Source organism: Halorubrum amylolyticum, assembly GCF_004114995.1.
GTDB classification, from domain to species: domain Archaea; phylum Halobacteriota; class Halobacteria; order Halobacteriales; family Haloferacaceae; genus Halorubrum; species Halorubrum amylolyticum.
Genome location: NZ_SDJP01000006.1, coordinates 46,287 through 67,184 on the forward strand (window position 1 = coordinate 46,287; position 20,898 = coordinate 67,184).

General features: G+C 63.1%; 16 protein-coding genes and 1 pseudogene. 13 read left to right on the forward strand and 4 right to left on the reverse strand.

All coding sequences use genetic code 11. The features are described 5' to 3' along the window. Nucleotides 1-248: 248 nt before the first annotated feature. Genes pdhA through lpdA form a run of 4 tightly spaced genes read left to right on the forward strand, consistent with a single transcriptional unit; the run spans nucleotide 249 to nucleotide 5,493 of the window. On the forward strand, nucleotides 249-1,352 hold the full coding sequence (gene pdhA / locus ESO89_RS07095; protein WP_128904868.1) for a pyruvate dehydrogenase (acetyl-transferring) E1 component subunit alpha: 1,104 nt from the start codon (nucleotides 249-251) through the stop codon (nucleotides 1,350-1,352). Next, complete coding sequence (locus tag ESO89_RS07100; protein WP_128904869.1) at nucleotides 1,353-2,339, forward strand: alpha-ketoacid dehydrogenase subunit beta; 987 nt, start codon at nucleotides 1,353-1,355, stop codon at nucleotides 2,337-2,339. 2 nt (nucleotides 2,340-2,341) lie between these two features. After that, on the forward strand, nucleotides 2,342-4,066 hold the full coding sequence (locus tag ESO89_RS07105; protein ID WP_128904870.1) for a dihydrolipoamide acetyltransferase family protein: 1,725 nt from the start codon (nucleotides 2,342-2,344) through the stop codon (nucleotides 4,064-4,066). Continuing rightward, nucleotides 4,066-5,493 carry a dihydrolipoyl dehydrogenase gene (gene lpdA, locus ESO89_RS07110; RefSeq protein ID WP_128904871.1) on the forward strand — a complete coding sequence of 476 codons (1,428 nt, stop codon included), beginning with the start codon at nucleotides 4,066-4,068 and terminating at the stop codon, nucleotides 5,491-5,493. The genes ESO89_RS07105 and lpdA overlap by 1 nt, the downstream gene beginning before the upstream one ends. Before the next feature lie 29 nt (nucleotides 5,494-5,522). On the opposite strand, the gene ESO89_RS07115 is transcribed toward lpdA, so the two are convergent. After that, on the reverse strand, nucleotides 5,523-5,720 hold the full coding sequence (locus ESO89_RS07115) for a CopZ family metallochaperone (protein ID WP_128904872.1): 198 nt from the start codon (nucleotides 5,718-5,720) through the stop codon (nucleotides 5,523-5,525). Between the two features lie 131 nt (nucleotides 5,721-5,851). On the opposite strand from ESO89_RS07115, the gene ESO89_RS07120 reads away from it, so the two are divergent. Together ESO89_RS07120 and ESO89_RS07125 are read left to right on the forward strand one after the other, a co-directional pair. Continuing rightward, entirely contained in the window at nucleotides 5,852-6,451 is a 600-nt protein-coding gene (locus ESO89_RS07120) for an AsnC family transcriptional regulator (RefSeq protein WP_128904873.1), read from the forward strand. A gap of 546 nt (nucleotides 6,452-6,997) precedes the next feature. Next, a complete protein-coding gene (locus tag ESO89_RS07125; protein WP_128904874.1) occupies nucleotides 6,998-9,790 on the forward strand; it encodes a heavy metal translocating P-type ATPase in 2,793 nt (930 codons plus the stop codon). On the opposite strand, the gene ESO89_RS07130 is transcribed toward ESO89_RS07125, so the two are convergent. Together ESO89_RS07130 and ESO89_RS07135 are read right to left on the reverse strand one after the other, a co-directional pair. Next, on the reverse strand, nucleotides 9,763-10,491 hold the full coding sequence (locus ESO89_RS07130; RefSeq protein WP_128904875.1) for a hypothetical protein: 729 nt from the start codon (nucleotides 10,489-10,491) through the stop codon (nucleotides 9,763-9,765). The genes ESO89_RS07125 and ESO89_RS07130 overlap by 28 nt on opposite strands. 246 nt (nucleotides 10,492-10,737) lie before the next feature. Next, nucleotides 10,738-12,192: pseudogene (locus ESO89_RS07135) on the reverse strand (transposase); the annotation flags it as partial. Between the two features lie 667 nt (nucleotides 12,193-12,859). Between ESO89_RS07135 and ESO89_RS07140 the strand changes: the two are divergent. Continuing rightward, entirely contained in the window at nucleotides 12,860-13,099 is a 240-nt protein-coding gene (locus ESO89_RS07140; RefSeq protein ID WP_128904876.1) for a hypothetical protein, read from the forward strand. Nucleotides 13,100-13,688: 589 nt separating this feature from the next. Next, nucleotides 13,689-14,756, forward strand: coding sequence for a glycosyltransferase family 4 protein (locus tag ESO89_RS07145; RefSeq protein WP_128904877.1), 1,068 nt, complete (start codon nucleotides 13,689-13,691; stop codon nucleotides 14,754-14,756). A gap of 737 nt (nucleotides 14,757-15,493) precedes the next feature. On the opposite strand, the gene ESO89_RS07150 is transcribed toward ESO89_RS07145, so the two are convergent. After that, entirely contained in the window at nucleotides 15,494-15,814 is a 321-nt protein-coding gene (locus tag ESO89_RS07150) for an LSm family protein (RefSeq protein WP_128904878.1), read from the reverse strand. 403 nt (nucleotides 15,815-16,217) lie between these two features. Between ESO89_RS07150 and ESO89_RS07155 the strand changes: the two genes are divergently transcribed. From ESO89_RS07155 to ESO89_RS18475, 5 genes are read left to right on the forward strand one after another with little or no spacing between them, the layout of a single operon-like run. After that, complete coding sequence (locus tag ESO89_RS07155) at nucleotides 16,218-16,535, forward strand: PadR family transcriptional regulator (RefSeq protein WP_128904879.1); 318 nt, start codon at nucleotides 16,218-16,220, stop codon at nucleotides 16,533-16,535. After that, nucleotides 16,532-17,008: a hypothetical protein gene (locus tag ESO89_RS07160; protein ID WP_128904880.1), complete on the forward strand. Its 477-nt coding sequence runs from the start codon at nucleotides 16,532-16,534 to the stop codon at nucleotides 17,006-17,008. Before ESO89_RS07155 ends, ESO89_RS07160 begins: the two co-directional genes overlap by 4 nt. Nucleotides 17,009-17,052: 44 nt before the next feature. Next, entirely contained in the window at nucleotides 17,053-19,914 is a 2,862-nt protein-coding gene (locus tag ESO89_RS07165; protein ID WP_128904881.1) for a plasmid replication protein RepH, read from the forward strand. Beyond that, nucleotides 19,911-20,168, forward strand: coding sequence for a hypothetical protein (locus ESO89_RS07170; protein WP_128904882.1), 258 nt, complete (start codon nucleotides 19,911-19,913; stop codon nucleotides 20,166-20,168). Before ESO89_RS07165 ends, ESO89_RS07170 begins: the two co-directional genes overlap by 4 nt. Continuing rightward, nucleotides 20,161-20,811 (forward strand): restriction endonuclease, encoded by a 651-nt coding sequence (locus ESO89_RS18475; protein ID WP_164932760.1) that lies wholly within the window; start codon nucleotides 20,161-20,163, stop codon nucleotides 20,809-20,811. The genes ESO89_RS07170 and ESO89_RS18475 overlap by 8 nt, the downstream gene beginning before the upstream one ends. Nucleotides 20,812-20,898: the final 87 nt, after the last annotated feature.

The following is a 20,898-nucleotide window of genomic DNA, read 5'->3' on the forward strand; positions in this document are numbered from 1 at the left end:
TCGCCGGTTAGCCGTGGCCCCGATCGGCGGAGAAACCTACCCGATCGTTCGGTACTGTTCGCCGAAACGACGATATTGGCGAAAATATTGCCGAACGCAGCTTGGATTGTTCAAAAACGTCCGATTCTTCTCCAATCTGATGGACAGTTCCTCATCGCTCCTACCGATTTCTGACTATAATAAACTATTTACGAAAACAATAATACCCGGGCGGCGAACCGTTCGTGTATGAAGAGGTTGGTCCGACCGTGAGCGTGTTCGACAGGGCGTACGACGATCCGGTCCGCGTGCTCGACGAGGACGGGGAGGTCGTCGGCGACGTGCCGGACCTCGGCGGCGAGGAGTTCGTCGAGATGTACCGGCACATGCGGCTGGCGCGGCACTTCGACGGGCGCGCCGTGAGCCTCCAGCGGCAGGGGCGGATGGGGACGTATCCGCCGCTGTCGGGACAGGAGGGCGCGCAGATCGGCTCCGCGCACGCGCTCGACGAGGACGACTGGATCGTCCCCTCGTACCGCGAGCACGGCGCGGCGCTCGTGCGCGGACTCCCGCTGAAACAGACCCTGCTCTACTGGATGGGCCACGAGGCGGGCAACGCGACCCCGGAGAACGTGAACGTCTTCCCGGTCGCGGTGCCCATCGCCTCGCAGGTCCCCCACGCCACCGGCGCGTCGTGGGCCTCGAAGCTCCGGGGTACCGACGAGGTGTTCCTCTGTTACTTCGGCGACGGCGCGACCAGCGAGGGCGACTTCCACGAGGGGGTCAACTTCGCCGGCGTGTTCGACACGCCGACCGTCTTCTTCTGTAACAACAACCAGTGGGCCATCTCCGTGCCCCGCGAGCGGCAGACGCGGAGCGCGACGCTGGCCCAGAAGGCGGAGGCGTACGGGATCGACGGGGTGCAGGTCGACGGGATGGACCCGCTGGCGGTGTACAGCGTCACGAAGGCGGCCGTCGAGAAGGCGCGCGACCCGGAGACCGACCGCCCGCGCCCGACGCTGATCGAGGCGGTCCAGTACCGGTTCGGCGCCCACACGACCGCCGACGACCCGACGGTCTACCGCGACGAGGACGAGGTCGAGCGGTGGAAGGCGAAGGACCCGATCCCGCGGCTGGAGCGCTACCTCCGGTCCGAGGGGGTGCTCGACGACGAGCGCGTCGCGGAGATCGAGACCGCGGTCGAGACGCGAGTAGCGGAGGCCATCGAGGCGGCCGAGTCGGAGGCGCGGCCGACGCCAAGGGAGATGTTCGAGCACGCGTACGCGGAGCTCCCGCCGGAACTGGAGCGGCAGTACGAGGAGTTCGCGGCGTTCCGCGAGGCGCGCGGCAACGAGGCGTTCCTGGAGGAGTGAATGAGCGAGACACAGAACCTCACCGTGGTACAGGCGGTTCGAGACGGATTGTACACCGAGATGCGCGAGGACGACGACGTCCTCGTGTTGGGTCAGGACGTGGGGAAGAACGGCGGCGTCTTCCGCGCGACGGAGGGCCTGTTCGACGAGTTCGGCGGCGACCGCGTCGTCGACACCCCCCTCGCGGAGTCGGGGATCGTCGGCGCCGCGGTCGGCATGGCCGCGATGGGGCTCAGACCCGTCCCCGAGATCCAGTTCTCCGGGTTCATGTACCCGGGATTCGACCAGATCGTCTCCCACATGGCCCGCTTCCGCACCCGGAGCCGGGGGCGGTTCACGCTCCCGTTGACCTTACGCGCCCCGTACGGCGGGGGAATCCGGGCGCCCGAGCACCACTCCGAGTCGAAGGAGGCGTTCTACGCCCACGAGGCCGGGTTGAAGGTCGTCATCCCCTCGACCCCGTACGACGCGAAGGGGCTGTTGGCCGCGTCGATCCGCGACCCCGATCCGGTGGTCTTCCTCGAACCGAAGCTCATCTACCGGGCGTTCCGCGACGAGGTGCCCGAGGAGCCGTACACCGTCCCCATCGGCGAGGCGGCCACCCGCCGCGAGGGCGGCGACGTGGCAGTGTTCACCTACGGCGCCATGACGCGCCCGACGCTGGAGGCCGCCGAGACGCTCGCCGAGGAGGGGATCGACTGCGAGGTCGTCGACCTCCGAACCGTCTCGCCGCTCGACCGCGAGGCGATCGTCGAGGCGTTCGAGGCCACCGGGCGCGCCGTCGTCGTCCACGAGGCCCCGAAGACGGGCGGGCTCGCGGCCGAGATCACGGCGATCATCCAGGAGGAGGCGCTGCTGTATCAGGAAGCGCCCGTGAAACGGGTCACCGGGTTCGACGTGCCGTACCCGCTGTACGCGCTGGAAGATTACTACCTCCCGACCGCGGCGCGCATCGAGGAGGGTATCAGGGAGGCGGTGGAGTTCTGAGTATGCCGGTCAAAGAGTTCAAACTGCCGGACGTGGGCGAAGGGGTCGCCGAGGGCGAACTGGTCACCTGGCTGGTCGCGCCCGGCGACCGCGTCGAGGAGGACCAGCCGGTCGCGGAGGTCGAGACCGACAAGGCGCTCGTCGAGGTCCCCTCGCGGTACGACGGGGTCGTCGAGGAGCTGTTCGCCGAGGAGGGCGACATCGTCCCCGTCGGCGACGTGATCATCTCGTTCCGCGTCGGCGAGGACGTCGAGGGCGGCGAGGCTGGCGGCGGAGAGGCGGCCGACTCGGCGACCGCGGAACGCGACGCCGACGCGGCGGAGACGGAGGCAGACGCGACAGACCCGGACGCCGACACCGGCGACGCCGATGTCGAGGCCGACACCGACGCGGGGGAGCCCGAAACCCCGTCCGGCCGGACCTTCGCGCCGCCGTCGGCCCGCCGGCTCGCCCGCGAACTGGGCGTCGACATCGGCGCCGTCGACGGGAGCGGTCCCGGCGGCCGGATCAGCGAGGCCGACGTGCGGGCGCGGGCGGAAGGCGGCGACGGCGACGAGGCCGGCGACAGCGACGGCGACGGCCCCGCCGTCGTTTCCTCGTCCGACGCGCCCGAGCCGAAGCCCGCGCCGACCCCGACCGACTCCGGGTCCGGCGGTCGTACGTCGGCCGTGAAAAAGCGCGGTGCCGACGGGGCGGACTCGGTAGCGGAATCGGGAGCCGCGGACGCCCCGTCTGACGCCCCCGAGCCCGCCGGCCGCGAGACGACGCTCGCGACGCCCGCGACCCGGAAGGTCGCTCGCGATCTGGGCGTCGACGTCGACGACGTGCCGACCGACGAGACCCGGGACGGCGAGGCGTTCGTCACCGGCGAGGACGTTCGGGCGTACGCGGAGGCGCTGGAGTTGGGGGCGGAAGCGGACGTTGACGACTCCGCACCCGAACCGAAGTCCGTCGACGCCTCGTCGACCTCGGCGAGCGCGGAGGCCGGCGGAGCTGCAACCTCCGCGGCCGAGGCGGACGCGCCCGGCGCGACCGACGAGACCGTCCCCTACCGCGGCGTGCGGCGCACCATCGGGAAGCAGATGGAGCGGTCGAAGTACACCGCCCCCCACGTCACTCATCACGACACCGCCGAGGTCGACGCCCTCGTGGAGGCGCGAGAGGCGCTGAAGCCGCGGGCGGAGGAGCGGGGGGTGACGCTCACCTACATGCCGTTCGTGATGAAGGCGATCGTCGCGGGGCTGCAGGAGTACCCGTACCTCAACAGCGAGCTCCGCGAGGACGACGAGGAGATCGTGTTGAAGGGCGACTACAACCTCGGGATCGCCGTCGCGACCGACGCCGGGCTGATGGTGCCGGTCGTCGAGGACGTCGACGAGAAGGGGCTCTTCGAGCTGGCCGCAGAGGTCAGGGACCTCGCCTCTCGCGCCCGCGAGCGCAAGCTCAAACCGGCGGAGATGAAGGGGGGCACGTTCTCGATCACCAACTTCGGTGCCATCGGCGGGGAGTACGCCACGCCGATCATCAACTACCCCGAGACCGCGATCTTAGGGCTGGGCGCCATCGAGGAGCGCCCGGTCGTTCGCGACGGCGAGGTCGTCGCGGCGCCGACGCTCCCCCTGTCGCTGTCGATCGACCACCGCGTGATCGACGGCGCGGTCGCGGCCGAGTTCGCGAACACCGTGATGGAACACCTTGAACACCCGCTGCTACTGTTGACTCAATAATGGTCGTCGGAGACATCGCAACCGGAACGGAGGTACTGGTGATCGGGGCGGGACCGGGCGGCTACGTCGCCGCCATCCGCGCCGCACAGGAGGGGCTCGACACGACCTTGGTCGAGAGGGACGCCTACGGCGGCGCCTGCCTCAACCGCGGCTGTATTCCCTCGAAGGCGCTGATCACGGGCTCGGGGCTCGCCCACGAGGCCGGCAACGCCGAGTCGATGGGTATCCACGCGGACCCCGCCGTCGACGTGGGGAAGATGGTCGAGTGGAAAGACGGGGTCGTCGATCAACTGACTGGGGGCGTCGAGAAGCTCTGTAAGGCGAACGGCGTCAACCTGATCGAGGGGACCGCCTCGTTCGTCGACGAGCACACCGCCCGCGTCGCCCACGGCGGCGAGGGACAGGGCTCCGAGTCGATCGAGTTCGAGCACGCGATCGTTGCGACCGGCTCGCGCCCGATCCAGATCCCCGGCTTCGACTTCGCCGAGGACCACGTCTGGAGTTCCGCCGAGGCGCTCGACGCCGAGGCGGTCCCGGGCCGGCTCGGGATCGTCGGCGGCGGCTACATCGGGATGGAGCTGGCGACGACGTACGCGAAACTCGGCGCCGACGTGACGGTCGTCGAGATGCTCGACGACATCCTCGACCCCTACGAGGACGACGTGAAGCGGGTCGTCCGCAAGCGTGCCGAGGAGCTGGGCGTCGAGTTCAACTTCGGCGAGGGCGCGAGCGAGTGGTCGGAGGCCGCCGACGGCGGCTACCTCCTCCACACGGAGACGGAGGAGGGCGAGGAATCGACGTACGGCGTCGACAAGATCCTCGTCGCGGTCGGCCGCCAGCCGGTCACAGACGGACTCGATCTGGCGAAGGCCGGGATCGAGACCGACGACCGCGGGTTCATCGAGACGGACGACCGGACGCGGAGCGCGGTCGAGCACGTCCACGCCGTCGGCGACGTGGCGGGCGACCCGATGCTCGCGCACGCGGCCTCGAAGGAGGGGATCGTCGCCGCCGAGGTGATCGCGGGCGAACCGGCCGCGATGGACCAGCAGGCGATCCCCGCGGCCGTCTTCACCGACCCCGAGATCGGCACGGTGGGGCTGACCGAGGCGGAGGCCGAGGCGGAGGGGTTCGACCCCGTCGTCGGTGAGATGCCGTTCAACGCCTCCGGCCGCGCGATGACGACCGGCCACACGGAGGGGTTCGTCCGACTCGTCGCCGACGGGGAGACCGGCTTCGTGCTCGGCGGGCAGATCGTCGGGCCGGAGGCCTCGGAGCTGATCGCCGAGGTCGCGCTCGCGATCGAGATGGGCGCGACGCTGGCGGACGTGGCGGCGACGGTCCACACCCACCCGACGCTCGCGGAGGCGGTGATGGAGGCCGCGGAGAACGCCCGCGGACAGGCGATTCACACGCTGAACCGGTAGTCGAGAGCCGAGTCGACTGCTGCGTCTTTTTAAGCCGACGCGTCGTAGCCCGCCTCGCTCACCGCGCTCACGAGCGCGTCCGGATCGGCGTCGCCCTCGACGGTCGCGGACTCGCTTTCGCGGTCCGCGGTCGCGCTCTCGACGCCGTCGACGCCTTCGAGCGCCTCCGTGACGCTCTGTTCGCAGTGCCCACACGACATTCCCTCGACCGTGATTGTCTGGCTCATGACGGTTGTCAGTAGGGCCGGGGAACGTTTGTCGTTTTCTGCTTCGAGATCGGGGTTCGCGATCCCGTCTGGCTTTCGAATCCGAACCGTACCGCCCAACCGTCTTATATATCGGAGCCGTACCGGACCCCATGCGCGACCTCGACGAGACGGACTTGGAGATCCTGTCGCTGCTGGCCGAGGACGCCCGCCGCCCGTTCAGCGAGATCGCCGACCGGGTGGGGCTGTCGGGGCCGGCGGTCTCCGACCGCGTCACGCGGCTGGAGGAGACCGGCGTCATCGAGGGGTTCACGGTCGACGTCGACCGGACGAAGCTCCGGGCTGGAGTTCCGGTGCTGGTGGACGTGGAGCTGCCGCCGAACCGTCCCGAGGCGCTCGACGCGGCACGGGATCGGGTTCGGGAGGCCGACGCGGTAGAGCACGTCTTCGTCACGGCCGAGGGCGACCTCCGCGTGTACGCCCGCGTCGAGGGCCGCAACGCGCGGGAGTGGGTAACCGGACTGTTCGAGGGGGTCGCCGTCGAGGACTACACCGTTACGCTGGTCGACGAGTTCGAGTGGACGCCCTCGATCGAGGGCGTGGAGTTCGCGCTGACGTGTGCGGAGTGTTCGAATACCGTTGATAGTGAAGGTGAGACGGCCCGGATCGACGGCGAGGTGTACCACTTCTGCTGTCCGTCCTGTCTGTCGCGGTTTCGCGAGCGGTACCAGCGATTGGAGGAGGGGATGTGACTCGGTGGAGCGGTTTATAAACCGCTTTTGTGGGTAACTAGCGCCAAAGCCCCGGCCGTTCGGTAGTACGTGATTGATGAGTCGGCGGTGAACACCTCCAAAGCCCCAGCCGTTCGGTAGTACGTGATCGGCTTTTCTGCGGTGAACACCTCCAAAGCCCCAGCCGTGAGGGCGGCGCACGCTCGCTGCGCGCTTCGGTCGTTCGCTTCGCTCACTCGCTTCAGTGCTTACGTCGCCTGCGCCGCCCTCACGGCTGCCCCTTTGAGCCCCACCCCGCCCCGCACCTCACACCTCCCCAGCCTCGTCGGTGGTCCTCCGCTTCGCTCCGGACCACCGACTCCCTCGCGCGTGCGACTCGCGCCCCACGGGCGCTCGTCGGCACGCGCCACCGCCCCCATTCACATCGAGCTCATCGATCGCTTCCTTTTCTTGTCGCTCCCAGCCTCTCGGGGATGCCGGCCGCTTTGGATTCGAAGGTTTCGACCTGCCAAGAACCACGGTCTCGAAGCAGAAAACCGCCTAAGGGGGGAACACGTAGTAGTAGGTATGCCAACGAGAACAGCCCACCTGAACGTCACGGGAATGTCCTGCGCCAACTGCTCGGCGACGATCGAGGACGCGCTCGGCGACCTCGACGGGGTGGCATCGGCGAACGCCAACTACGCCACCGACGAGGGATCGGTCGAGTACGACCCTGAGGCGGTGTCGCTCGGCGAGATATTCGACGCGATCGAGTCGGCCGGCTACGGCGCGGTCAGCGAGACCGTCACGGTCGCGATCACGGACATGTCCTGTGCGAACTGCGCGGAGACCAACGCGGAGGCCCTCGAATCGACGCCGGGCGTGATCGACGCCGACGTGAACTACGCGACCGACGAGGCGCGGGTCCGATACAACCCCGCCGACGCCACCCTCGGCGACCTCTACGACGCGATCGAGTCCGCGGGATACTCGCCGGTCCGGGAGGGCCGCAGGAGCGGCGGGGGCGGCGGGGGCGGCGGGGGCGGCGGGGGCGCCGGCGACGACGCGGGGTCCGGAGGGACAGCCGAAGGCGACGCCGGACAAGACGCCCGCGACGCCGCCCGCGAGGAGGAGATCCGCAGACAGCTCCGCCTGACCCTCTTCGGGGCGGTCCTTGCGGTGCCACTGCTGGCGTTCATGGCCGACCACCTGCTGTTCGGCGGCGAACTCTTCCCGGAGAGCGTCTTCGGCGTCTCGATCGGGTGGGTCCAGTTCCTGCTCGCAACGCCCGTGCAGATCGTCTTGGGCCGGCCGTTCTACAAGAACTCCTACAAGGCGCTCGTGACGAACGGGCGCGCCAACATGGACGTGCTGATCGCGCTCGGCTCCACGACCGCGTACGTTTACTCGGTTGCGGCGCTCTCGGGCGTGATCGCCGGGAGCCTCTACTTCGACACGGCCGTGCTCATCCTCGTGTTCATCACGCTGGGCAACTACCTAGAGGCCCGCTCGAAGGGACGCGCCGGCGAGGCGCTCCGGAAGCTACTGGAGATGGAGGCCGACACCGCCACGCTCGTCGACAGAGCGGCGTCGGAGACGCCGCATGCAGACGGCGAAGCCGTCGACGGTGACGGGACCGAGCGAGAGGTCCCCGTCGACGAGGTCGAAGTCGGCGACCGGATGAAGGTCCGTCCGGGCGAGAAGATCCCGACGGACGGGGTGGTCGTCGACGGCCAGAGCGCGGTCGACGAATCGATGGTGACCGGCGAGTCGGTCCCCGTCGAGAAGGAGGCGGGCGACGAGGTCGTCGGATCGACGGTGAACGAGAACGGGCTACTCGTCGTCGAAGCGACGAAGGTCGGCGCCGACACCGCGCTCCAGCAGATCGTCCGCACGGTGAAGGAGGCGCAGTCGCGCCAGCCCGACATCCAGAACCTCGCCGACCGCATCTCGGCGTACTTCGTCCCGGCGGTCATCGTCAACGCCCTGCTGTGGGGGACCGTCTGGTTCCTCTTCCCCGAGGCGCTCGCCGGGTTCGTCGACGCCCTCCCGCTGTGGGGGCTCGTCGCGGGCGGACCGACCGCCGCGGGCGGCGCAATCTCGGTCTCGGAATTCGCGATCGTCGTCTTCGCCTCCGCGGTGCTCATCGCCTGCCCCTGCGCGCTCGGGCTGGCGACGCCCGCCGCGACGATGGTCGGCACGACGATCGGCGCCAGACACGGCGTCCTGTTCAAGGGCGGCGACGTGCTCGAACGCGCCAAGGACGTCGACACCGTCGTCTTCGACAAGACCGGGACCCTCACCGAAGGGGAGATGGAGCTGACCGACGTGGTCGCCTTCGACCGCGAGGGCGACCCGCTGCCCGACGGGGGCGCGGCGCAGCGGCGGGAGGGCGACGACGACCTTCCGGCTCCTGACGCAGCCCTCGACGCCGACCGCGACGTCGAAGACGAGGTGCTCCGGCTCGCCGCGACCGCGGAGCGCGGCAGCGAACACCCGCTCGCCCGCGCCATCGTCGACGGCGCCGAGGCCCGCGGGATCGACGTGGAATCGCCGGACGACTTCGAGAACGTCCCCGGTCACGGGGTCCGCGCGACGGTCGCGTCGGACGGGTCGGACGGATCCGACGGCGGCACCGAGGTGCTGGTCGGTAACCGGAAGCTGCTGCGCGACAACGGGATCGACCCCTCCCCCGCCGCGGAGACGATGGAACGCTTAGAGAGCGAGGGGAAGACGGCGATGCTCGTCGCCCGCGTGCCCGCTGGCACGAACGAGGGACGGCTCGTCGGGATCGTCGCCGACGCCGACACCGTGAAGGCGAGCGCGGCGGACGCCGTGGCGGCCCTCCGCGACCGCGGCATCGACGTGATGATGATCACCGGCGACAACGAGCGCACCGCTCACGCGGTCGCCGAGCAGGTCGGAATCGACCCCGAGAACGTCCGGGCCGAGGTCCTCCCCGAGGACAAGTCCGACGCGGTCGAGGCGATTCAGGCCGGCGGCCGGCAGGCGATGATGGTCGGCGACGGCGTCAACGACGCCCCGGCGCTCGCGGTCGCGTACGTCGGCACCGCCATCGGCAGCGGCACGGACGTGGCCATCGAGGCCGCGGACGTGACGCTGATGCGCGACGACCCGCTCGACGTGGCGAAGGCGATCCGGATCTCGGACGCGACGCTCCAGAAGATCAAACAGAACCTCGTGTGGGCGCTCGGCTACAACACGCTGATGATCCCGCTCGCCTCGCTCGGCCTGCTCCAGCCCGCGCTGGCCGCCGGGGCGATGGCGCTGTCCAGCGTGAGCGTGCTCACCAACAGCCTGCTGTTCCGCCGGTACGAGCCCGACCGCGACTACCGGCTGCTCGGCCGGCTGCGGTGAGCGAGGCCGGACCGTCCGCCGTCACGGCTCGCCCTCGTCACGCGGTACGCCTGATCGCCGTACCGGAATCGGGTCGTCTCGGCGTCGTCAACGATCCAGTCGGCCGTTCGCTCGTCCGTTCGGAGGACTACCCGTTCGACCGCTTCGTCCACGAACACGAGCAGATTTCGGTAGCCGCGATTCCGCCGACGCATCACCTGTTCGGCGATGATCGCGCGGTCGGCCGTCTGCGCCCGCTCCAGCGTGAGGATGGCCCGGTCTCCGTCGTCCACTTCACCGGTCGTCGCCGCCGCCGCCATCGTCCACGTCTCGCTCTCGCCTGCCGAGATGTTGAAACAGACACCGTCGTGAGCCGACGGGCCGATGTGGAACCACCGGTCGCCCCGCAGCTTGTAGAGGTTCCAGTGGCTGCAGCCGGTCGATTCCTCCGATCGATTGTGATACGTGAACTCGACGCGAGCGGGCAGCTCCGCCGTCTCGGTGCTCGGACGGACGAACCCTCGGGTCGTCTCGTCGGACTCGTGGTACCAGGTGACTTCGCTCTCGCTCGGGAGTTCCGGCACCGACAGCCCGGAGAACTCCGAGTCGATCGTCGGTCCCGATGCGTCCGCCGGGTCGGTTGCTTCGTCTTCGATCGTGTTGCAGCCGGCGATCGCCCCGACCGCGGCCGACAGACCGACGAGGAGGGAGCGTCGGCGCATACCTCCGCTGTCCGCCAGCGTGTGAAGGGTCTTGTGGGGTCACTCGCCCACATTCTTAGCGTGCTTATAAACCTACAAATGAAACTGGGAAATTCTCGTGCTGGTGACCCCAAATTCGGTGCGAAAACTGACCGATATCTGATTAATAACTAAAAATTAGTAGTCCAGGTGATAGGAAGTGCGAAAATCCGCAAAAACCGATAAAGCAGCCGCTATTGAGTTGATGAACTCTGAGTGGAAAAAGTGTTACCCGACTTCCCGTAGGAAGTCTCCCAATGCTCGAACGAACGTCTTCGCCGTGATCTCTGGTGGCGACCGGATCGGCTCGTCGAGCGCGACCTTGATTAGATAGTCTGTGAGCCGCCACAAATTGTAAATCAGCGTCGACAGCGCGAAGTTGCACAAGCGAAGCCGGTAGTCCGTTGACGACGTCTTCGGCATAAAGTCCTTGATCGACTTGTACTGGTTCTCGATATCCCAGCGCCGGCTGTATCCGTTCACGATACTCCTGATCTCCGCTGGTTCAACGCGATCTTCATTCGTCACGAATACCGCGTACTTCCCGTCAGCATCGTCACTCGTGCTCGGCGCGTACAGGTACTCAGCCTCGTGGTGTAGCTCGCCGTCGATTCTAACCGGAACGTCGTGCTTGACAGCTGCGTCCGCAGTCGGATGCTCCTGTATATTCTGAATCGCCGCCAAGTCATCCTCGTACGTCGGCACTGGAGAGAGATACGTAAGCCCGCGCTCGTGAACATCTGCGTACACACGATTGACGTAGAATCCACGATCGAACATTACCGTGTCCAAATCGACGAACTGCTCTGCGCGGTCAAGTAACCGACTCACCAGGTCAGCCTTCGAATACGATGGCGAGTCGTCGGGCTCCCACGCAGAGTTCTCTTTGACCGGCTCGATACCGAGGACAATCGGTGCGTGATCCCCGACTAAGGTGATAGTGGCGTACTTGTAGCCGCGTTTGTACTCGCCGTCCTTCTTGTACCCGCTCACCATCTTCGGGTAGTCCGGCTTCGCAATACCTGCTTCTTTGTCCTCCCACGGCCAGACGTGGAACTGCTCGTGCGTGATGTCGATCGCCGCAACGGTCTCCCGAGAGTCAAACGGATCGTCTCCACGAATCGAGTTGACGACGTTCTCTGTGGCGGCGTTGAACGCCGTCATAACGGAATCTCGAATCCGATCAATTTCGGGCATCGAATCATCATCCACAAAATCCTCGAACGTGAGCTGACCGTCCGAGCCTTCCGGGGTTGCGATCTTCTTAATTGCCCGTAAGAAGGTGGAGTCGTCGCAGATGAGGTCGTCGTCGGTGAGCCAACCGTACTCGGCTTCTGAATGAGCACTTCCCTTGTTCGCGCAGATGCTCGCGAACATGTCCAGCATTACCTCGTCGGAGTATTTTTTGTGGGCCGCTCGATGGGTGTCGAACTCCGGAAGGACGTGTTTTCGAGCGAGTGTCAGGGTCTTCTGGGCCTTCTCCTTCTTGTACTCGTTCGCACTTTGTGACTCCTCCTCAGTGTCTGGGACTGATGGAAGGAGGCCTTCCGTGAGGACATCGTTGTCGAGAGCAACTTCCCGGATACCAGCAACTGTCCGATTCAGGCTTTTTTGAGTGTCCTCGCTGAACTGCGCGTGCGCGTACGAAAGCTCTTGTTGAGTGGGCGTATCCGAGAGATCGGTCTAAGATCCGATTTGCTGGCGCTTGGAAAGAGATTATGTACTATAACATACTATGAGGCATCATACTAAATGATCTACGGAATATCGCCTCTTCTATCCTTCCTGATATTGTCAAAGAACGAACCTACTACTCTTATCACGAGAAACTAGCCGATCTGAAACATGAACAGATCTCTGATCTGAAGACGCGACGCCCAAGTGCGCCCGACCATGTTCTGATCGTTGTCATCGATGCCCTTCAGTCAGATTTCGTACCGGATCTCCCACTTGATTTTGGTTACGCAGTTGCGCCCGCTACATGGACGTTTCCCTCCGTGACGAGCCTCCATACCGGATTACAGCCGAGCTATCATGATGCAGTGGCGCACACTCACCCGGACGACGAAGAGTACGCGATGCCTGCACAAGTATGAAACATCCCTACTTTCCCGTCGATCTAGAGGTAGCGGGCTACGAAACGTACGCTGGCTGTGGATTTGCCACCCCCTTTCTCTCCCTTCGCGGCTGGTACCAGACACATCGGTACCACGCGGATGAACCTACTGAGGAAGTCCTGTCGGATTACCATATATGACGACAGAGACGCAGTCAAACCGCTGCATACCTCCACCACGGTGATCTACACACCCCGGTCGCCCCGCCGTCCAAATACGTGGCGCGGCGGGATGTGGATATAGATCTCCCAAAACTGGGTTACATTCACCGGTACAGGACAGATTTCGATGGGGACGATCCTGACCACAGACGGTATAGGGAGCACAAACTCCGCCTACATAGGGCTGGGCTTGACTACGTGTCGGATCAGGTGTGGTCTCTCCTCGACGAGATACTGGACGACACGCTTGTTATCGTGACCGGCGATCACGGTGAAGACTCTGGGAGTATCAGAATCTCGACCGTCGAATGACCGACTCCCGGCGGAACTACTGCTTCGGATACGGTGATACGCCGTTTGACGTGATCGCTCGTGTCCCCCTAGGCGTCAGCGCACCAAATGATACACCGGTCCCTCGTGGTGGCTGGGCGTCGTTGCGCGACATACCTACAACTCTTCTGGACTCCTGCGTTGAGAACCGACAGGGCCCCGGGCACAGCTGGCACGACCCGATTCCGGCGGATCGTACTGTGATTTGTGAAGCAAGCAGATACGGCGTTGCAGGAAAGCCGCGTATCGAGACGGATTCAAGCTGATTCGATCCTCAAGCGACGAAGTTACCTTAACCGCCGAACTGACTGAAGACGGTGAAGTATTCGGTAACATTCCTACATCAATAGAGGAAAATCTTATAGCCGCGCTCCCTAACATGTGGGACGGGATAGACACTAGAGACAGCGTGTCCGAGGGAACACAAGAACGCTGGAAGCACTCGGATGCCACTAAAAAAAAGCTCGATGAAAATATAGCTGGCAGTCGTCTTTGCCTCTCCATAATCCCGCGTTCCGACGCGGTGGTAGATGAATACATATAAATCGCTTTCTTTCGAGAAGTCGATCAAATGAGGATTGTAGGGTTGGCTAGGCAACTTGGAAGGCCTGGCGGTGCGGAGGAGTCGATGCGAACTCTGTTTGAAAACCTGGCGGCCAACCATCAGACCGTCGTGTTTGGACACGCGAACAGGAAATCAAACCGGGGCGGGACGGTCACCCGACAGGTATTCACTACAGACGCGGATTTACCTCCTATTGTTCGCCTCCCGGGGATGTACCTAGAGTTCTACCTACGTTTCAGGCACGACCTAAAAAAATTCCGTCCGGCACTCATTTTCGCACAACACGAGCTCGCCCTGCTGGGGACGAGACAAGACGCTCCGCAGGTCCTGTTCTTACGGGATGAATCGCTGCTGTACTCGGACCCTTCCAAGGACGAGACCAGACAGACAGCGCGCAAACGGGCGGAGCGTGCTGCCAAACGACGCCTATATGAGAAAGTCATTTACGGGTCTGACCTACTCATTGCAAACAGCGAACATACTGCAAAGAAGTATGAGCAGCAGTGGGATATCATTCCCGAGGTGGTCTACCCATTTGTCGACGTATCGGAGTTCAAAGTTGAATCGACAGGAAATAAGATCCTCCACGTCACCCCGACTATGAACAAGGGGATCGACGTGACACTGGACGTTGCAGACCGACTACCCGACAAGGATTTCCTTGTTGTCGGACAGGAACCCCCATTAAGTGTCCGCGAACGCATCCGGAACAGTCCAAACGTGGTGTATAAAGGATACGTCGACGACATGCGAGACGTGTACCGGGAAACAAAACTTCTATTGATGCCCTCTCGATGGGAAGAACCGTTCGGACGGGTTCCGCTGGAGAGCGGGATTAGCGGTATACCGGTACTCTGTTCGGGCAGTGGCGGCCTCTCCGAGGCCGTCGGCGACGGCGATCTGATCGTCAGTTCTAACGACCCAGCGGCGTATGTACGGGCCATCGAGTCGGTGCTGTCCGACTACGAGATGTACGCTAAACGGGTGCGGCGGAACGCGTTGGCGAAGAGCGCACCAAACCAGATAAAAAAACTAAAAAATATTGTGAAAAGGCGACTGGACGTAGAGCTATAGTGAGATGTTGGATAGCCGATCAATCGACAGTATTCCTTAAGAATCGCTTGACTACTGGCCGCGTTAAGTTTGGCGTTAATTCTGGTAGGCTCCGGTCGCTTCGAACTAGTTTTGAGCCATCTCTAGAGCCTCATTACTGAAGATATTCCCAAGCGATTATTTCTATATTATGTCTCTCGAAATACACGTTCGATGTCGTTCCAATTTCTATATTTAATGATTTGGAATCGAGATCTACCTTCAGCAAGAATTTGCCTGTGATAGTCTATATCATCAATACAACATTTACATTATCAAACTGGTGGTGCTGGTATAGCCCGATCAAAAAGCATCATGTTGTTTGTTAATTCTCGATTGGATAGGAGCTCACCTGGAAGAACTCGTTCGTATACGGATCAACCGCACCGTGCAGCAAAAACTGCTGACCGTGAAATGGGGTTCAGATAAGAACGAAAAGCAAGTAGAACGATTTTTGAACACTCCATGCCCGAAATTATTCGCCTCATTCAAAATAGTGACTGCTTCAGGTTAGATATTCTGAATCGAGAGGTGACATCTGAGTCCGCAATGAAGACAGTTCATTGAGAAAGCACACCAACTGTCTCTCTACTACGTCTTTCTACGTCCTACATGAGAGCGAGTTTGTTTAACCAACAATCGCTCTCATATTGTGCCAGTTTTGGTTAATTTACCTCTATCGACATAGTATAAATTATGTCAATTCGGAAAGTTACCATTTAACTGTCAGTATCAGTGTCTTCGATCGATTCATTGTCCAGCTTATTATTTACTTCTTCCTCAATATACTGCCAATCTTCGGTGTCCAAACGCCCCTCGAGGTATAACTCGCCGTCTTCAGTAATCACATAGACACCATTTCCAAGATGATCAACTAATCTTTTTTTGGCTAACTTCTTACATCTCCGATCCACCTGTTGACGCGAATATCGGATCGGGCCTTCTCGCTTCATTTTGGTGGGAGAACCGGATTTATGTTCAGATAAATACTCTAGGATACGGTCATCTGCCGCAGTCATCCAACTACCCGCATATCTCATAGAGCACTCTCTTGTTTCAAGGTCTATATTACGGTCGGATCGCACTCCCAATATCTTGTAGCTATTCAGATAGTCTCCGTAATATTAATAGGACAAGCGCGTATGTGTCTAGTCACGGAACCCGAGTGACGAACCCTCGGCTCGTGAGAAAGTGTAGAAACCCCGGCCGCGGTGTTCCAGCACCCGGCCGGGACGGGTTCTGTGCCATAACACAGAACCATGCTAATGCTGGCAACTGTGGGGCTTAAGCCCTGCGAGACGACTGACGGATCGAATAGTAACAGCACCGACTGTAGTCTGTGTGAAAACACAGCCGACGGCTACGACTCTGTCTTCGACGGCCTACTCTGTACACCGTGCGCTACGACACGCAGCGTCGACGAGGACACCGTGGAGGGGCACAATGTCTAGCCACACCGAAAACGACGACATCTCCCTTTCCGACCTCTCAGCAACCCACCGCGACCTGCTCTGGGTACTCTCTCAGACTGGCCCCAGCGAGAGCCGTCCGCTCCACCACGCGCTCAGCGACTACTACACCGACGGTATCGACAAAGATCGAGTCTGTGATACACTCGAGGAACTCGTCGAACGCGACCTCGTTACCAAACAAACCCACGACACGACCGAGTACCGACTCACCGAGTCGGCCCGCCGCGTACTCTCCGCGCGGCAAGCGTGGCAAGCTGGCACTCACAACGCTGCGGGAGGGCACGAATGACGCGACCCAGCGATCCAGAAGCCGCAGATCTCTCCCAGCTTTCACGCATCTCGCTCGACACCAACCACCCGATCTGCCAAGTCTGCGGCCAACCCCTCCACGAAGGCGACGATATCACCGCCTACGCCTACCGCGCGGCCGGCGAACCCGCGTACGCGATCGGCTACATCATGTGCGGAGCAGATATCCACGAACACCCGACTGTCTTCACCCGCGGTGTTCGTGAGTACGTCCTCACAGGCCACATCGGGACCTGTACGAATACACAGACCCAATCGACGACGTACATCCTGCTGGATCCAACGATCGTCGTCACGAGTCCTACGGCGACTACAGATCTACACGTCCACCCGGACGCCCCAACACCACGGAGCCCAACCCACCCGACACCACAGGAGCCCACGCCGCTTCTTACTGCGGTTCGCGAACACGCCCGCTCTGATGGTGGCTCCCCACCCGAGGGGACAGAATGATCCCGGCTGTCGTGACCCACCAACTCACCCACCGGTGATCGCTCGTGGGACTACGCCAGCCTGCGGCCCGCGAGCGAGGGATCCGACTCATCAGCCACGAGACCGCCCTCTCCACAGAAGGGATCGTCTGTACTGCGGTCTCACCGCGAGTAACTGAGTGGATTCCAGACCTCCTCGCCGAACTCAAGCCGCACACCGAACGGGCTATCCGCAATTGTACCGCCACAGATCCGTGGCACGCAAGCGCACAGCTTCTCAACCAAACCCTGCCAGCGTGGCAGACCATAGACAAAAAATGGACCGATGACGTCGCTGAAGCCGTCGCGTACACCCGGGCGATTACGAGCCTTGCGCTGACCTATACAGACACCGACGTCGACGCACTCAGTACGTACCACCAACAGCGACACGCCAACCTAACCGATACGGTTACCACCATCGGCACGGGGCGCGGCCCAGTCAACGGAGACCTCGGCGCACTCGCGAACGGCCCGGTCGCGCTCCATCGAGAACTCGAGGACCAACTGGAAGTCCTCACACTCCTGTTGGACGGCAACGCGTGGACCTCGCTCACGGGTCGGCGGACGGGCGTCCGCGCACTCGCGGCGATCGCCGTCCTCGCCGACGGGTTCGATGTGCGGATCGTCGCGTCCCCGGCGGTCCAACGACACCTCACCAAGCGGTATCCCAAGTGGACCGAGTGTCACCTTGATCTTACTGCCAGCCGGGATCGGTCCCCCCACACCGACCACTCCACGCCCACAGTCGACGCCGCGTGGGAGGCCATTCGAGATCTCGATACCGAGCCAGGAAAGCGACGCTTGCTCGGGCATCTCAACGGCGAGGACGCCCGACGCTACCGTGATCTCAGTACCGATCCCGCGATCGATATCGCCGACGGCACCATCAGTCGGTATGTCCTCGATCTCGAAACGCGCGACTTAGTCACAATCGACCGTCGCGGCCAGCACAACACGGTCCAACTCACCGATCTGGGCCAGCTCGCCGTCCAGCGGTGTCTCGACGACGATTATAATCTCGTCCACCCGGACCAGCGCCGATTCGATGAGCGTCTTACTGCGGCCCCTCAAGAATCCACAAGTACAGTGTCGCCCCGCCGGGCAGGCGGGGAAACACCCACCCTCGACGAGCGAGTGGCGACAACTGGGAACCCAGACGCAGACGCCGACTACGTCCAGTGGCTCACGGACCCTACAAACAGCCCAGACCAGCTCCACGAGCGATTCAGCACCGTCGCCCACGGTGATGCCATCACACTCATCGACGACCAACCAGACTCGTTCGAAGACGGCCGAGTCGCGTACATCAGTCACACCAACGACGAAACCCTCGTCGTGCTCCAGTGGGGCGGGCCCCTCGCGACGTTGGGACGTCTCGCGGGCGCCTTACTCAGTAAGAAAGCACTCTCCAACATCCTCACTCCCGAACGACTTGGCCAGGAGTTCGAAGCGGTCGACGACGATACCAAAGCATATCCCGTCGACCGTATCCTCCGTCGTGGCCACCAAGTCGGCTGGTACAGCGACGCCGAAACCACCTACGGTGCGTGGCGCGAACGAATCACAAGGGTTCGAGACCGCCTCCTCGCGCAGGTTGCCGAACTCACAACCAGCGACAACACGGCGGCCCGTAGTGAACTATTCGAAGATCTCCACGGCCTGATCGCCTCAGCGACCCAGATGTATCACGCAGCCGGTATCGATCTCACGACCACCATCAGAGTACCCGATACCGACGCACTCGCACGCAACACCACCCAACGCCACAACCTCTGTGAATTCCTCGCTAAAACAGCTCCCAAGCAGTCTGTCTACGGGATTCACTCAGGCTACCGCATGCTATTCGAAGACCGGCCCGCAAAGCTGTGCCGGCGACTCCCCGCCGAAACGGACCACGACGCCAGGATAGATCTCACGATGTCATGGGTGGTTGCCGGCCCGACGATCACGGAACTCCACGACGAGATCACCAATACCCTCTCGAGGGAACTCACGACAGTCCGGGAGGCGATCGCTGACGGGACCGAAGCCGCACCGACGCTCGAAATCCCGGTCGTCGACGGGACGACCTACCCCGCCATCCGGCGGGTGATCGACGAGATCGCGATGACCCACGACGCCCAGTGGACATCCCGCGAGCGCCAGCGGCTCGTCCGGCTCTGTCTGCGCTCGTTCGGCCCGACGGACACTCACCAGGCGTGTCCGTACGACGTCGTGGCGAGCCTCCTACGGGCGCTGAACGAGTCTCGAACGCCGACGCTGGCCGCGGTCGAGCGCGCGGCGGCCACGCTCCCACCGGAGCGCTTCCGCCCCGAGCTCACGCCGACAGCCACCACACTGTACGCCACCCTGCTGCGAGCCGACGGCCCACTTGGCCGCTCGGAGCTAATCGAGCAAGCAGGCATCTCCGCGAGCAGCTATGACCGTCGCCTGAGCGATGTCCGCGATCTCGATCGCGTCACGCCCGTCCAGCAAGGGGGCCATCGCCGGTGGGCAACGACGCCCCCGACGCCACACCCGAAGACACCGCCAGTAACGGCGTGGCTCCCAGAAAGAAGCGATCTGACCGCGCCGACGCTGGTGACGCATCGGCAGTCAACCACGCCTGCCGGGCCGAACACCCCGGCTCCCGACCGCAGGGGGAGAGACGATTGCGGTGGATGGGACAGACGTCCACCACTCTCGATCACCACCAAACCCACCGGAGACACCGATTACACCACGCGTCCAATGACGAACGCCAACACAAGCCGACAGCCGAACAGCCATGACAACCAGCTCCCAGCCACCCGAGACCACCCAAATACCATGACACCGACAACGCACCCGACGACAGCAGTCGCAACGCCACAAACACGACTCCCAAATGGGGGTGACCAACAGTGAGCGACCCAACACTCGATCTGGAGACCACCATCAGACGTGATCGCCCGACAGCGACGGACGGAAGTATTCAGGTCAGCACCGATAGCACCGACGTCACTGAGGGATCGCGTGTCCTCCTCGGCTTCGGCGATGACCGCGAGGTCACTTTTGCCGTGCTCACGCCGACAGAAGCCCAAACGATCGCAACAGCTCTCGAAGACGCAGCCCAGCAGGCAGACGCCGCAGACACGCTTGAGGACCCAACCGATGAGTAACGACAGCCCTGATTTCACGGACGAAATTGACACCGTGGGCACGCCCGACGGCGAGGATCCGGATCACGATCCAACCAACGGTCGCTGGCTCGAGACTCAGGTCGCCGAGACACTCGAACAGTGGGGATACAGGACAACCCGCAACGAGTACTGCTTCGGGCTCGAAACCGACGTGATCGCCCGCCGGGACGATCTCCGTGGTGATCCTGCTGATTTTCTCGTCGTCGAGTGTAAAGACTGGCACCAAGTGCCGGTCCAGCGGGACGCCGTCGAAGCAGTCGCGCTGCGGGCCGCGCTCATGCGGGCAATGCCCGTCCTCGCTGTCTCCCGCCGTGTGAGCGCGAGTGCGTGGCAGTTGGCACAGCTACTCGACGTGCGGATTATAACTGAACAGGATCTCTACAAGGGCCAACTCCCGCCGCTGACCGAACGCCGGCCGCCGAGTGGAACGCTCCACGTACGGCGGGAACCGTTCATCCAAGACTTGCGTGACCGATTACCACTACTAGTCCACCGTCGAAGCGGTCTCGATATCGAAGCCCCTGTCTTCCACATCGCGGATCACGGTCCGTGTTACGTGCCGGATCGAACGGGCAACGACGAGTACGTTAAGGCCGCCGACAGCGACTACGAGTTCGGGTGAGAGCACGCGCTTCCGGCCACACCGCCAGTAGTGCCCTGATAGAATGTGACTTGGCGGAATTCTTTTGTGATGATACGATGAGGATCC